This is a genomic window from Streptomyces sp. NPDC111656 (assembly GCF_055656965.1).
This window is the reverse complement of record NZ_JBVKCA010000001.1, coordinates 946,566-960,095: the sequence shown is the minus strand read 5'-3', so window position 1 is coordinate 960,095 and position 13,530 is coordinate 946,566. Positions and strand designations below refer to the sequence as shown.

At 70.1% G+C, this 13,530-nt stretch carries 9 protein-coding genes and 1 pseudogene; 3 read left to right on the top strand and 7 right to left on the bottom strand.

The genetic code is table 11. The features are described from left to right. Positions 1 to 15 precede the first annotated feature (15 nt). Complete coding sequence (locus ACZ7M3_RS04420) at positions 16 to 3,729, bottom strand: S8 family serine peptidase (RefSeq protein WP_472060624.1); 3,714 nt, start codon at positions 3,727 to 3,729, stop codon at positions 16 to 18. A gap of 534 nt (positions 3,730 to 4,263) precedes the next feature. Between ACZ7M3_RS04420 and ACZ7M3_RS04415 the strand changes: the two genes are divergently transcribed. The 3 genes from ACZ7M3_RS04415 to ACZ7M3_RS04405 all read left to right on the top strand — a co-directional run bounded on the left by ACZ7M3_RS04415 (position 4,264) and on the right by ACZ7M3_RS04405 (position 7,094). After that, positions 4,264 to 5,121: a DUF4232 domain-containing protein gene (locus ACZ7M3_RS04415; protein ID WP_472060622.1), complete on the top strand. Its 858-nt coding sequence runs from the start codon at positions 4,264 to 4,266 to the stop codon at positions 5,119 to 5,121. A gap of 29 nt (positions 5,122 to 5,150) precedes the next feature. Beyond that, positions 5,151 to 6,167, top strand: coding sequence for a DNA-directed RNA polymerase subunit alpha (locus ACZ7M3_RS04410; protein WP_472060620.1), 1,017 nt, complete (start codon positions 5,151 to 5,153; stop codon positions 6,165 to 6,167). Between the two features lie 93 nt (positions 6,168 to 6,260). Then, positions 6,261 to 7,094 carry a zinc-dependent alcohol dehydrogenase family protein gene (locus ACZ7M3_RS04405; protein WP_472060619.1) on the top strand — a complete coding sequence of 278 codons (834 nt, stop codon included), beginning with the start codon at positions 6,261 to 6,263 and terminating at the stop codon, positions 7,092 to 7,094. Positions 7,095 to 7,106: 12 nt separating this feature from the next. Here ACZ7M3_RS04405 and ACZ7M3_RS04400 read toward each other — a convergent pair whose 3' ends face one another. From ACZ7M3_RS04400 to ACZ7M3_RS04375, 6 genes and pseudogenes are all read right to left on the bottom strand, one after another. Continuing rightward, positions 7,107 to 7,799, bottom strand: a complete 693-nt coding sequence (locus ACZ7M3_RS04400) for a response regulator (protein WP_472060618.1) — start codon at positions 7,797 to 7,799, stop codon at positions 7,107 to 7,109. Positions 7,800 to 7,802: 3 nt separating this feature from the next. Beyond that, positions 7,803 to 9,020 carry a sensor histidine kinase gene (locus ACZ7M3_RS04395; protein WP_472060616.1) on the bottom strand — a complete coding sequence of 406 codons (1,218 nt, stop codon included), beginning with the start codon at positions 9,018 to 9,020 and terminating at the stop codon, positions 7,803 to 7,805. 46 nt (positions 9,021 to 9,066) lie between these two features. After that, a complete protein-coding gene (locus tag ACZ7M3_RS04390) occupies positions 9,067 to 9,951 on the bottom strand; it encodes a lysostaphin resistance A-like protein (RefSeq protein ID WP_472060614.1) in 885 nt (294 codons plus the stop codon). A 715-nt stretch (positions 9,952 to 10,666) separates the two neighbouring features. Next, positions 10,667 to 11,766 (bottom strand): annotated as a pseudogene (locus ACZ7M3_RS04385) (IS110 family RNA-guided transposase). A 270-nt stretch (positions 11,767 to 12,036) separates the two neighbouring features. Beyond that, complete coding sequence (locus ACZ7M3_RS04380; protein ID WP_472060612.1) at positions 12,037 to 13,011, bottom strand: NmrA family NAD(P)-binding protein; 975 nt, start codon at positions 13,009 to 13,011, stop codon at positions 12,037 to 12,039. A 279-nt stretch (positions 13,012 to 13,290) separates the two neighbouring features. Beyond that, on the bottom strand, positions 13,291 to 13,506 hold the full coding sequence (locus ACZ7M3_RS04375) for a hypothetical protein (protein ID WP_472060610.1): 216 nt from the start codon (positions 13,504 to 13,506) through the stop codon (positions 13,291 to 13,293). Between the last annotated feature and the right edge of the window lie 24 nt (positions 13,507 to 13,530).

Sequence of the window (13,530 nt, the reverse complement as noted above, 5' to 3'; positions counted from 1 at the left end):
TCCCGGGGTGTGACGTCAGCGCAGGCCGAAGGCCCGGGTGATCGTCTGCGAGACGGTGTCGCCCGCGCTGTCCCGGGCGCCGACCCGCAGGGTGACGAAGTCGGCGGACCGCGGCGCGCGCAGGTTCGTCCGCCATCCGTCGTCGCACCGGCTCAGGTCCGTCCGCTGCCAGGTCGCACCGTCGTCGTACGACACCTCGACGGTCGGCTTCCCGATGGTGGCGGTGGTGCCCGGCAGGTGCGAGGCGGTCACCGTCAGGCCGGCGTGCCGGTCGGCACGGCCGGACTTGTCGGTGTCCACGCCGTAGTCGAGCTGGATGAGCGGCAGGGACACCGCCGCATCGCTGCCGGTGACCGCGGAGGTGAAGTCCCACTCGGTCAGCGTGTGCGTCGAGTACGGGTCGGCCCAGGTGCCGCGGTCGTTGTCGAGGACCAGCCGGTAGGGCAGGCGCTCGGCGCCGAGGCCGGGAACCTGCAGGTACTCGGCGTTGCCCCAGTCGAGCTGCTGGTCGCCCTGGTAGAGCGACATCCAGTCCTTGACGTCGAAGTTCGCGCCGGCCTCGCCGACATGGCCGGACCCCGAGTCACCCCAGCCGGGCGCGGTGATGTACATCGTGTCGAGGTAGCGCACCGGCTGGTAGTTGATCGGGCCCATTCGGGGCCGCTGGATCGGGCCGAACCAGCTGACCTTGCTGGTCTTGCGCGCCGGGTAGTTCAGCGGGTCGATCGAGTGCTGCCCGGTCTCGCCCTGGATGAAGGCGTCGTCGAGCCACGTGGTGCCGGCGGTGACCCAGTCGGTGCGCTCGCCCTGGGCGGGCGCGGTGAGCTGGTTGCCGACGGCCCAGCCGCGCCAGACATCCGGACGGAACTCCATCGCCTTGCCCTGCCGGTAGTTCCGGAAGGAGACGTTCACCCGGCCGAGGTCCTTGGACTCCTCACGCCAGGTCGGGTCCGTCGGAACGGCGCCCGTCCAGTGGTGCACGACGTCGTAGACGTAGTCGGTCGTGGGGTGCGAGGTGACCTTCAGCGAGACCGCGCCGTGCCGGAGTTGGCCGAGCAGGTCGGCGCCCTGGTCGGAGTTGAGCGTCGCCACCGTCACCGGGGCCGGGCTCTGCGGGCTCCAGGGGTTCTCGTCCCAGGGCTGCAGGCGGCCGACGCCGTCGTTGACGACCAGCAGCAGCCGGGCGCCGGCGGCCGCGGCGGCCTCCGCCTGGGCCTTGATCCCTTCCGTGCCGGCGCCGCGCACCACGACAGCCTTCCCGCGCACGTTCTGCCGCGCGAGCTCCTCGGCCGTACCGTCACCGGCGAAGACCGTCGTCAGGTTCCGGGTACCGGCGGGCAGCGGCGTGGCCGCGCGCTTGACCAGCGGGTCGTTGAAGGTCGTCGACTTCGTGCTCAAGGTCAGCGCCGGCTGCTCGAGGCGGAAGCGGGCGCCGGCCTCGAACTCGCCGTCGGTGACCTTCTTGCCGGTCGGAAGCGCCCAGATGCTGTCGTACGACGGGTCCGGCAGCATCGACGTCTCCACCAGGCTGTCGCTGAAGGACCGGTGGGCGTCCAGGCGCGGTGCGACGGCGGTGGTCTGCTGCGGCACGCGCGCCAGGATCCGGCGTGCCTTGCGGCCGTCCAGGGTGACGGTACGGTCCTGATCCAACTTCACGTCGTTGAAGGCCAGCAGCACCATGCCGCGCGAGTGCGGGCCTTCGGCGCCCTGCACGTCACCGGTGAGCCAGCCGCTGTAGCTGCCGACGGGCAGCCGCGCCATGCCGGTGCCGGACGCGTCGAGGTCCATCACCGTGAAAAGGTGCTCGGCGGTCAGGACGACCCGGCCCTCCAGCGGCTTGCCCGAACGGTCCTTGGCGACCACGGTCAGATTCTGCCGCTGGCCCTCGCGGGCCGCGCCGATCAGGGTCCGGGCGCGGACCGCTCCGCTGCCGTCCGTACCGATGATCATGGCGCTGACCGACTGGTCGCCGCCCAGCTTGTCCAGATCCGCCGTCAGGGTGACCGTGGCGGTGCCGTGGGCGGGCACGGTGACGTGGTCGGCGGAGAGGCTGAACAACTTTGCCGGGACGGTGCCGTTGACCGCCAGGTCGAGGTCGGCCGGTGCGTCGCCGACGTTGGTGTACGTCACCGTCTGGGCGTCGGTCTGCCCCGGCTTCGGCGGCCACGTGTAGAAGCCGGAGTAGGCGATCGTGGTGGCGAAGACCGTGGTGTGCACGGCCGCGAGCGCGTCGAGCCGGCCGGCGCCCGCCTGGTACGGGGTGTACGCCGGGGTCGCCTTGGCGCTGCTGACCAGCGCCTCCTTGAGCTGGGTGCCCGTCCAGTCGGGGTGCGCGGAGGCGAGGAGCGCGGCGGCACCGGCGACGTGCGGCGTCGCCATCGACGTACCGCTCATCGTGGTGTAGTAGCCGGAGCCGCGCTTGTAGTGCGAGCGCGCCGCGACGATGTCGACGCCGGGCGCGGTGATCTCCGGCTTCAGCCCGCCGTCGCCGTCGCGCGGGCCCTGGCTGGAGAAGTCGGCGAGCGTGTCGGTGGAATCGACGGCGCCGACGGTCAGCGCGGAGTCCGCGGCACCGGGGCTGCTGATGGAGTGCGGGCCGCCGTTGCCCGCCGCGATCACGAACAACGCGCCCGTGTCGTGGCTGAGTTCGTCGACGGCCTGGCTCATCGGATCGGTCTTGTCACCGCTACCGCCCAGGCTCATGCTGATGATCCTGGCCTTCTGGTCGCGGGCGGCCCACTCCATGCCCGCGATGATCCAGGATTCCTGGCCGCTGCCCTCGGAGTTGAGCACCTTGCCGACGGCCAGCCGGGCGCCGGAGGCGACACCCCGCTCCTTGCCGTCGGAGGCGCTGCCTGTGCCGACGATGGTCGAAGCGACGTGCGTGCCGTGGCCGTTGTAGTCGGCGATGTCGTCCTCGCCGGGCACGAAGCTGGCGCTGTCGGACACCTGCCCTGCCAGGTCCGGGTGTTCGGTGTCCGCGCCGCTGTCGAGCATCGCGACCTTCACGCCCTGGCCGGTGTCGCCCTCAGCCCAGACCTTCTGCGCGCCGATCTGGGCGGTGGAGTCGGCCAGGTCGGCTTTCACCTTGCCGTCGAACCACACGTGGGCGACGCCGCCCGCGAAGGACGGCTTCGCGGACCGGGCCGCCGCGCCGGAACCCCCGGTGAGCGAGGACCAGAACTCCGGTGCCTGCTTGTGGTTCTGCGCGAGGGCCGCGCCCTGGATGCTGTCCAGACGGCGGACATCGGTCGAGCCGGCCATCTTCGCCCGGGTGCGGGACTTGGCAGCGGCGTCGGTGTAGCGCACGATCAGCGGCAGCCGGGAGCTGTGCGCGTCGTCGTAACCCTCGGCGATCAGCCGCGTCACGTTGAACAGCTGCTTGTCGAGTTTGCCGGCACTCACGTACGGCAGCGCGGAGTCGGGGTAGACGTAGGTGGCGCCGTCCAGGACGGCGCGGTGGAAACCGGTGGTGGCGCCGCTCGCGGCCTGGAAGGAGCGCACGACGGTGCCGTCGGCGGCGGTCCCGATGGTGACCTTGTCACCCGTGATCAGGGTGACGGTGTGCGTGCCGGCATCGCCGGGGGGTTGGTGTCCGGCGTCGTTGTGCGACACCTCACCGGCGGAGTACGCGGACACAGCGGCAGTCGCCGGTATGACGCCGAGTGTGAGCGCGGCCGCCACGGCGAGGGCGATCGGCCCGGGCCGGGGGATGGGAACCTTGGGCAAGGAAGACTCCTGAGACGCGGCGAAGAGCGAAAGATCACTGGATCCTCCGGCCTCCCCCGCCGTCGTTCAAGGGGTCGCACATGTCGCTCTTGCGCCATGGCACAGTTACGCCGCGAGCGGACGGGGTCGTCGGCCACCGCGCGTCCGGGGGGACGGCGGCGGACCGCCCCATGAATTCGGCGTGGCGAGGAACGGAGCAACGGGCCTGTGGGGCATCCCGGTCGGCGGCTTGGCGCATGCCCTCCGCCGGGGCGGACGCCAAGTGCGGCGGGCCCGCGCTCTCACGTCATCGATGGGTGATGAGCCTTCCCGCGGGGGGCCGACAGCCCCACAGCCGGTACCGACTCACCCTCACTCAGCGCGTGCCCTCGCCCACCCGCACTGCTTGCGTCAACTGCGGATCCCCTGGATATCCGCGACGACGTCCACGACGCCTTCCTGACCCTCGGCTGCGCGCTCATACGCTGACCGTGCCCTTTCGTCGGCGAGTAGTGAGAGATCCTCGCTTGGTCAGCTCGTGACACGATCTTGGCGATGTGGTCGTGGCATCGCGATTTGCCGTCAGGCTTCGAGGTCTCGGGCGGCCTCCTCACGTGTCGAAGTCCGCCTACCGGGGCGCCCAGTTGCGGAATCGGCGCAGGTGTCCATCCTGTGGACGATGCTCTACTCGCAACGCGCCTTCTCACAGCAGCCAACGGCTCCACGTCTCCGACGCCGTCCGTCACCGGCCCGGGGTCCGTCGCCGACGGCACCTCCGGTCCCTCCAGCGAGCCGACACCGACCGCGTCCGGCGGCACGGGGACGGCGGCGCCATCGCCGACCGTACCGACGGTGAGACGCTGTCATACCTCCGAAGTGAGGGCGTCCCTCGGCCCCAACCGTCCCGGAGCCGGGCAGTCGAACTTCGCTGTCGTTCTGACCAACGGAACGCGCCGCACCTGCACGCTGTACGGTTTCCCTGGTGTTGCGTTCGTCAACGGTGCCGGTGAGGCCGTCACCCCGAACCCCGAGCGAGCCACCGACCAGGCGGAACGGGCTGTGACACTCAACCCGGGAGACAGCGCTTGGTCGACACTGTCATACACCAACCCAGTGATCACTGGCGTCACCACTGTCACACCGGCGGCCCTGCTCGTCACCCCGCCCGACGAGACCGACCCGATCACAGTCCGAAGCTGTGAGGCGTCCTCGGCGAAGGTCGTGTATGGACCGTCGAATCCCTCACCGACAGCCAGCAATTCGGTGCCGGGCGTACGAGCGCTAGACCCGGGAGCGGATCCTGGTGGCGCTGGGCAGTGGAGGTTGCGGGCGCCGTGCGCCACGACGAAGTGCAGCGGGGTCACCGGACACCGTATCGCCCGTACCCTTCGTGGTGTCTACGGCGTCACATAGCGGGCGCCAAACCACTGGAGGCAACACCCGTGCTGATTGCTCAGCGTCCGTCCCTGACCGAAGAGGTCGTCGACGAATTCCGCTCCCGGTTCGTGATCGAGCCGCTGGAGCCGGGCTTCGGTTACACCCTCGGCAACTCCCTGCGCCGTACACTCCTGTCCTCGATCCCGGGTGCGGCGGTCACGTCCATCCGCATCGACGGCGTGCTGCACGAGTTCACCACCGTGCCGGGCGTCAAGGAGGACGTCACCGACCTGATCCTCAACATCAAGCAGCTGGTCGTGAGCAGCGAGCAGGACGAGCCGGTCGTGATGTACCTGCGCAAGCAGGGCCCGGGTCTGGTCACCGCCGCCGACATCGCGCCCCCGGCCGGTGTCGAGGTGCACAACCCCGACCTGGTCCTCGCCACGCTCAACGGCAAGGGCAAGCTGGAGATGGAGCTGACCGTCGAGCGCGGTCGCGGCTACGTCTCCGCCGTTCAGAACAAGCAGGTCGGTCAGGAGATCGGGCGTATCCCGGTCGACTCGATCTACTCGCCGGTGCTGAAGGTCACGTACAAGGTCGAGGCGACCCGTGTCGAGCAGCGCACCGACTTCGACAAGTTGATCGTCGACGTCGAGACCAAGCAGGCCATGCGTCCGCGTGACGCCATGGCGTCGGCCGGCAAGACCCTGGTCGAGCTGTTCGGTCTCGCCCGCGAGCTCAACATCGACGCCGAGGGCATCGACATGGGCCCGTCCCCCACCGACGCCGCGCTCGCCGCCGATCTAGTAATGCCGATCGAGGAGCTGGAGCTCACCGTCCGTTCGTACAACTGTCTCAAGCGCGAGGGCGTCCACTCCGTGGGTGAGCTCGTCGCCCGCTCCGAAGCCGACCTCCTCGACATCCGCAACTTCGGTGCGAAGTCCATCGACGAGGTCAAGGCGAAGCTCGCCGGTATGGGCCTGGGCCTCAAGGACAGCCCGCCCGGATTCGACCCGACCGCCGCCGCACTCGGTGCGGACGACGACGCGGACGCGGGTTTCGTGGAGACGGAGCAATACTGAACGCTGCGCTGCGCCGGCCATAGAAACACTCGCGTCGGCCACCAAGCGCATCGTCGCCGTCAGCGGCAGCCACGACGCCATCAAGTCAGCCCTGTGCGCCCGCGACCTGGACTGCCGCACGCTCGCCTCGGTGTCGAAGGAACCGGCGTCGTGGACGCGCTGGGCCCCGAGACCGCCGGGCTGAAGATCGGCGATCCGGTCGTCCTGACGGCCGTTCCCGACGCGAGCGCCCGGGGCAGCTACGCCGAATACATCACGGTCTCCGCGAGCCGGGTCGCCGCCCGGCCGACCGGGCTCGGAATCACGGAGGCGGCGGCGATCTGGGTCGCCTACTCCACCGCTTACGGCGCGCTCGTCGAGAAGGCGAGGATGCGGCCCGGCGACCACGTCCTGATCACCGCCGCGTCCGGCGGCGTCGGCCGGATGGCGATGCAGATCGCCCATCAGATCGGTGCCGTGCCCATCGCCGTCACTCGGCACGCCGCGAGGAAGGACGAACTGCTCGCCGCCGGCGCCACGGTCGTCGCCACCGACCACGCGGACATCGCCGAAGCCGTCGGCCGCCACACCAGCGGGACCGGCGCGGACATCGTCCTCGACCTTGTCATGGGCCCCGGCCAGAAGGATCTCCTGAAGGCGGCCCGCCCCGGCGGAACACTGGTCGCCGCAGGCTTCCTGGACCCGCGGCCCACACCCTTCCCGGGAGGCCCGCCGCTCACGATCTTCAGCTACCGGAGCTTCGAGCACACCCTCGACGCCGTCGTGGTGAAGCGCATGGCGGCCTTCCTGAACGCGGGTGTGCGCCTCGGTGCACTGCGGCCCGCCATCGACGACAAGGTGTTCGCCCTCGACGACGCCGTCGAGGCACACCGCCACCTCGAGAAGGGGCTCCACACCGGGAAGAAGATCGTCGTGACGGTGTCCTGAGGCCGCGCCGGCTCAGGGCGTGGCGGACACCAGGCCGATCCGGTAGGCGAGGACGACAGCCTGGACACGGTCGCGCAGGTCGAGTTTGGTCAGGATCCGCGACACATAGGTCTTGACCGTCTCGGGTGTGATGAACATCGCCGCGGCGATCTCCGCGTTCGACAGTCCCTCGGCGATCAGATGGAGCGCCTCCAGTTCGCGGAGGGTCAGCGCGCTCACGACTTCCTCTCTGGCCGGCCGGGAGGTGTCCGCCGGGCGCAGCCGTTCGGCGAAGTGGCCGATGAGGTGGCGGGTGACGGCCGGTGCCAGCAGTGCCTCGCCCCGGGCGACCGTCCGGATTCCGCCCACCAGCTCCGCTGGAGGTGAGTCCTTGAGGAGGAAGCCGCTCGCCCCGGCCCGGAACGCGTCGTAGACGTAGGCGTCGACGTTGAAGGTAGTGACGACCAGTACCTTCGGGGGTGCCACGGCGTCGGGGCCGGCCAGCCGACGGGTCGCCTCGATGCCGTCGAGCAGGGGCATCCGGATGTCCATCACGACCACGTCGGGGCGCAGTTGCTGCGCGGCCTGGACTGCCGCGTGCCCGTTCTCGGCCTCCCCGACGACCTCCAGGTCGGGCTGGGCGGAGAAGATGGTGACGTAGCCGGTACGCACCAGTGCCTGGTCGTCGCAGACGAATACACGGATCGGCGGCGGCGCATCGCTCACGGGTCACTCCTGCGCGGGCTGGGCGGGGATCACGGCACGGACACGGAACCCGCCGTCGGGGCGGGGTCCGGCCATCAGTTCACCATCGAGCATCCGCACCCGTTCACGCAGCCCGGTCAGGCCACGTCCTCCCGTACGGCCCGCTTTGCGGGCGGCGGGTGCGGCCGCCGAGGAGGGGGCGGATCCCTCGGTGGCCACCTCGATCTCAATGTGCTCGTCACGGTACTGGACCAGGACCTGTGTCCGCTGCCCGACCGCGTGCTTCATCGCGTTCGTGAGCCCCTCCTGCACCACGCGGTACGCGGCCAGTTCCACATCCACACTCTGCGGCCGCAACTCGCCCCGCTCGCTGAACTCGACGGGCTGACCCGACATACGGGCCTGCGCGACCAGGTCCCCCACCTTTCCCAGAGTGGGTGCCCGGTCCGCGGATGCGGACTGGCCGGTCGCCTCCAGCACGCCGAGCAAGTACCGCAGCTCGGTCAGCGCCCGGCGACCGGTGTCGCTGACAGCTGTCAGACCATCACCAGCACGTTCCGGCGCGGATGTGAGCAGGAACTGCGCCGCGTCAGCCTGCACCACCATGGCCGTCACATGGTGGGTCACCACGTCGTGCAGATCGCGCGCGATACGTGCGCGTTCGGCGGCCGCGGCCACCTCGGCGGCCAGCTGCCGCCGCTCGGCCTCCTCCGCCCGGCGCCTGCGTATGCCGCTCCCCACCAGCCAGACCCCGGCCAGAGCCAGATAGAACGCGAGGTAGTCCGGGATCTGCTGCGGTGAGCCGAGACGGTGCAGGACGACCGCCAGCACGGCGTAGCCCACGCTCGCCACGGCGGTCAGAGCGCGGCGGAAGGAGACCTGGTGGGCTCCGGCGGAGTACAGGGCCGGATAGATCCCGACACTCCCGAACGTTGCCGGACAGCCCAGGGCCTGATGCACCGCGAACGCACAGCCGACGACCGAGAGACAGACCGCGGGCCGTCGGGTGCGCACCGTCAGCGGCAGGGTCTGAGCCAGAGTCAGCCCGATGCTCAGCGCGCCTGACGGATGCTCGGGCAGGTCACCGATCTGCGCCCCGATGTGCGACAGGGTCGGCACGAAAGCCAGCAGGGCGAGACCCAGCGCCAGGACGGCGTCCTGGACGGAACGCCTCCGCTCCTCCGACCAGCCGAGCGGCCCCCGCAGCAGCGCGTCTCTCCGAGGCGACTTGAGCACCATCATGTCCGTCTCCGATCCGGTCAGCGGTGGGCGGTGCCGCGCGAAGGACTCAGCGGGCGGCGCGCTGCCGGGGAAGCAGACCGCCCCGCCGGTGGGCGAGGACGAACATCGGGACCGCGAGCACCACACAGATGAAGACGGTAACGATCGATGCCTCCAGGCTGAAACTGCCGCCGGTCAGCATGGCCGGACCGCTGGCGTCCACGGACAGCAGCCCCTTGACGGTGTTGCCCGAGACCGGGATACCGAGCAACTGCTCGGTGGCGTTCCAGGCGAAGTGCATACCCACGGCGAACCAGATGCTGCGCCGCCACAGGAACGCCGCTCCGAGCAGCACGCCCGCCTCCAGGGCGATCGCCAATCCGCTCCACACGGTGGCCCCGGGGTTGGCCAGGTGCGCGGCACCGAAGAGCAGCGCCGTGATCGCGACAGCGGCACGGCTGCCGAACAGCTGCTGCAGAGCCTGTAGGGCGAGGCCGCGGAACATCAGCTCCTCCGTGACCGCCGCGCCCGCCTGCACAGTGACCGCGGACGCCACGACGGAGAAGAAGCCGTTTCCGGCCCAGGAGAACGAGTAGCCGCCGAACGCCGTGATCAGAAGGGCGGACACGAGAATGGCCCCCAGGCCGACACCGCCTCCGAGCAACGCCTCCCGCACGGCCCCGCGCCGGGCGATCTCCGGTGCGGGCCGTCGCGCGACGAAGCGCATGACCACCCCGTACACGGCCACCGCGACCGCCGCTCCCAGCACCGGCACCGGTCCGGGTCCGGTCGCGGTCACGGCCGAGACCACGCCGACACCGACGATGCCGATCAGCATCCAGCCGAGCGGAGAGCGGCAGATCCGGCTGACGCGACCGCCGCTCGGGCCCGAGCCGTCCGGAAGCCGGTCGTGGCCTGTCTTGTCGTGTGTGGTGGATGTCGTACGCATCATGGCCTCCCCTTGCTACGGGGCCACACTGGCGGCGACCCCGCGACCACGCTAGGGACACCACGGCTTCCGCGACTCACCCGCGAGCAGACAGCACCGGTAGCTCTCACGGGGGATGCGCTCGGCGGTGCCTCCGTCGTGGCGGCCTCGATGTCAGTGCGCACCGCACCGCGGCCTGGGGCGACTTCTGCGACACCATCCACGTCTTCGACAACGGCCGCATCACCGAATCCGGCTCCCACAACGACCTGATGGCCCTCGGCGGCACCTACGCCGAGATGTTCACCGTGCAGGCCGTCGGCTATCAAAGCCGCCCGAAGAGCGAGGAGTTGTCGAAATGACCACTGCCATCCGCGCGGCCCAGCGGCCGGGCACCCGGCACTCAACCGGGGAGGCACCTGCGCACCCTCCCGCTGACCGAGACACGGGCGCTCGCACCGCTGGCGGGGCTGGCGGTCGTCGTCGGACTGCACCTGTGGCGCCGCAACGCCCTGCTCAGCGTCTTCGCCGCGGCACCGCCGTCTGCGTCGCCCTGTTCAGCACCTTCTTCGCACCCTGACCGGCGCGAAGCCTCGTCCAGCGGGCTTGTTACGTTGCATGAGCCCCACATCTACAACCCGTCCGCACGCCCACTCCTGCGTAGCAGGCCGTCCCCGAACACAGAACCCCCGCCGACCTTGTCGGCGGGGGTTCTGCAGCGCGTCTTCTGTCACAGCCCCTATGAGCGGGGTCCTGGCTGTAGCCATCTGACCAGGTGGAAGACCTCTCGGGCCGCATAGCGCTTGAGGCATCGGACGATTTCGCGCCGGGTCTTCCCCTCTTTGATGCGGCGCTCGTAGTAGTCCTGGGTGCGCGGGTCGATCCGCAGGCGGGTGAACACGATGTGACGGAGCGCGGCGTTGGCCTGCCGGTCGCCGCCACGGTTGAGGCGACGGGACTGCCGGCGTCCTGAGGAGCGCTCGACGGGGCTGACCCCGCGCAGAACGGCGAAGGACGCCTCGCTGTCCAGCCGCTCCGGGTTGTCCCCCATCGTGATCAGCAATGCGACGGCCGTGTCTGGACCGATCCCCACCACCTCGAGCAGCTGCGGGGCATGGCGTTCGACGAGCCCGGTCAGGCGCTGATTCAGCTCATCGATCTGCCCCGTGAGCTGCTCGATGCGCTCGGCCAGCAGCCTCAGGGTGATGCGAGTGGCCTGGGCGACGCCATCCTCGTCGCCCTCGCCGTCGCGCGGGCTGAGGCACGCGCAGGTGCGGAACAGCTCACGGTTACCCCGGTCGGACAGCCGCTCCCGCAGAGCCGGGTCGGCTACGACCAGGACGGCCTTGAGCTGGTTGATCGCCTGGGTACGGGCCTTGACCGCGGAGTCCTTGGCGAGTTTGAACATCCGGGCGCTCTGCACCGGACCGTCGCCGGTTTTGGCCCGCGCCCGGGCGCGACGACTCAGCACGGCCCGCGCAGCAGCCTGCGCATCGAGCGGGTCCGACTTCCCCAGCAGACGACGGGCCGAGCGGTCGGGCCGGTTCACCTCGAACACCTGAACGTGCTGCGCCAGCAGGTAGCGGGACAGGCCCGCGCCGAAGGTGCCGGTACCCTCCACACCGGCCCGGCGCACCGTCCCCAACGTGCGGGCCCAGGCGAGCAGCCGACGGTATCCGACCGCCGTGGCCGGAAGGACTTCGTACCCAGAATCTGACCCAACGGGCAGACCACTGCGGCGACATGGACCTCGCCGTGCGTGTCCACCCCCAGGACGACCTCGCTCCAAGCGGGCGGGCCGGTGCTGGTGGAGTGGGTGCTGCGCTGTCTGGGTGTCATGGTAGTCCGCCTCCCGCATGGTGACGTGCTGGGTGGCCGGCACCGGCCTGGTCGGGTGGTCTGAACCGTGATGGCACCTGATTGGTGGCGAGGCCCCTATGGGGACACGCCCTGTGGCTCGGTGACAGCAGGCATCATCCCGCAACGGCAGTCGACAAGTCCGTGACAAGGCACTTCGGTCAAAGGCCTTCGAAGCCCCTGCCACGTCGGCGTCTTCGGCCCGAAGACGCCGACGTGGCGTCCTTGTTCTCCTCCGGACCGCTCAGCGACTCAGGCAGCCGCCAGCTTCCGGATGCGCGGGTGGTTCTCCAGAGCCCACCGCACGGTCTTCGGCGGGCGTCCGAGCAGGGTCTCCAGCTGGTCGGTGACGCCGCGGTACCCCCCGCCGCCCATCAGCCGGGTCAGGGTCTTCAGGTGCTCCGCGGTGTGCGGCAACGCGGCCAGGGCGGGGTCGACGTAGGTCTTGTTCCAGGTCTCGACGTCTTCGGGAACGTACGTCACCGGGCGCCCCAGCACGGCCGCGTAGTCCTCCGCGAACCCGTGCATGTCCTTCAGCTCCGGACCGTTGAGGTCGTAGGACTTCGAGATGTGCGGCGCCGGGTCGGTCAGGATCTTCACGCAGAGTTCCGCCACGTCGTAGCCGGCGATGGGTGCGAGCCGGTGGTCGCCGAAGGGCAGGCGCAGTTCGCCCCTGCTCAGCGGCTCCAGTGCCAGCCAGGTCATCAGGGGGTTCTCGACGAACATGGCCCCCCGCACGTTGACGGTCGGGACGCCGGACCACTCCAGCACCTGCTCGGCGACCCAGTGGGCCCGCTGCTGCGGCGACCAGTTGGCGATGAGTCCGCCGAGCCACGCGCGCCGTTCTTCCTCCGGCGCGGTCATCTTGTCGAAGGTCATGAACGACTGCTCGTACTCGGAGATGTTGACGAACACCTCGATGTCGCCCTGGGCCCGCGCCGCCGCGGCCATCAGGCTGACGGCGTCGGTGTAGTACGGCGACAGGCTCATGCTGAAGTAGATACGTCGGACGCCCTTCAGCGCGGCGGTCACGTCGGCGATGGTGAGCAGGTCACCGACGAAGACCTCCGCCCCGGCCTGGCGGAGCGAGTGCGCGCGTTCGTCGTCCTGCCGTACGAACGCACGCACGGGGTGCCCTTGTTCGAGCAGCATGTCGACCATCGTCCGGCTCACACCACCGATTTCGCCGGCGGCACCGGTGATCAGGATGGGATTGCGCTCTGACATCAGAGTGTCCTCTGTCTGGTTGGGATGGGTCTGTTGTTCGGAGGGCCGGGGAGGTGGGCGGCGACCGCTGTGCCGGGTGGTCGTCTCCGGGTGAACCTGCGCGTCAGACCGCCAGGCGGTTGATCTTGCGGATCTGCTTGTCGAAGGCCCGGGCAGGAACGAGACGGCGCAGTGTGCTCGGGGAGCGGCAGTTGTCGCGGTTCATCCGGACCGCCATCCGCGATCAGGGTGCGGGTACCGGGCAGCGCGGACTGCGCGTACTCGCGCTCGCCGGCCAGGTCAGGGTGGTCCAGGCTGACCCGCGGCGGCGTCGTCCGCGCCGGCCGCCAGGCACAGCTCGCGCAGCCAGCCCGCGTCGATCACCGGCGCCGGGCTTGCGAGCTCGCCTGCTCGGCAGCGGGCGAGGACGGCCTGCACCGGCGGGTGCGCGGCCAGCTTCGCCGGAAGCCTGGGTTCCGCCGACTGTCCATCGACGCCGCGCGCGGTGGTCGTCATCCGGCACTCCTCGTATGTCTCGTT

Excerpts from the sequence above, each read along its gene's own strand:
- ACZ7M3_RS04415 (WP_472060622.1), top strand. The coding sequence starts at position 4,264 with ATGTGGTCGTGGCATCGCGATTTGCCGTCAGGCTTCGAGGTCTCGGGC.
- ACZ7M3_RS04395 (WP_472060616.1), bottom strand. The coding sequence starts at position 9,020 with ATGATGGTGCTCAAGTCGCCTCGGAGAGACGCGCTGCTGCGGGGGCCG.
- ACZ7M3_RS04390 (WP_472060614.1), bottom strand. The coding sequence starts at position 9,951 with ATGATGCGTACGACATCCACCACACACGACAAGACAGGCCACGACCGG.
- ACZ7M3_RS04380 (WP_472060612.1), bottom strand. The coding sequence starts at position 13,011 with ATGTCAGAGCGCAATCCCATCCTGATCACCGGTGCCGCCGGCGAAATC.
- ACZ7M3_RS04375 (WP_472060610.1), bottom strand. The coding sequence starts at position 13,506 with ATGACGACCACCGCGCGCGGCGTCGATGGACAGTCGGCGGAACCCAGG.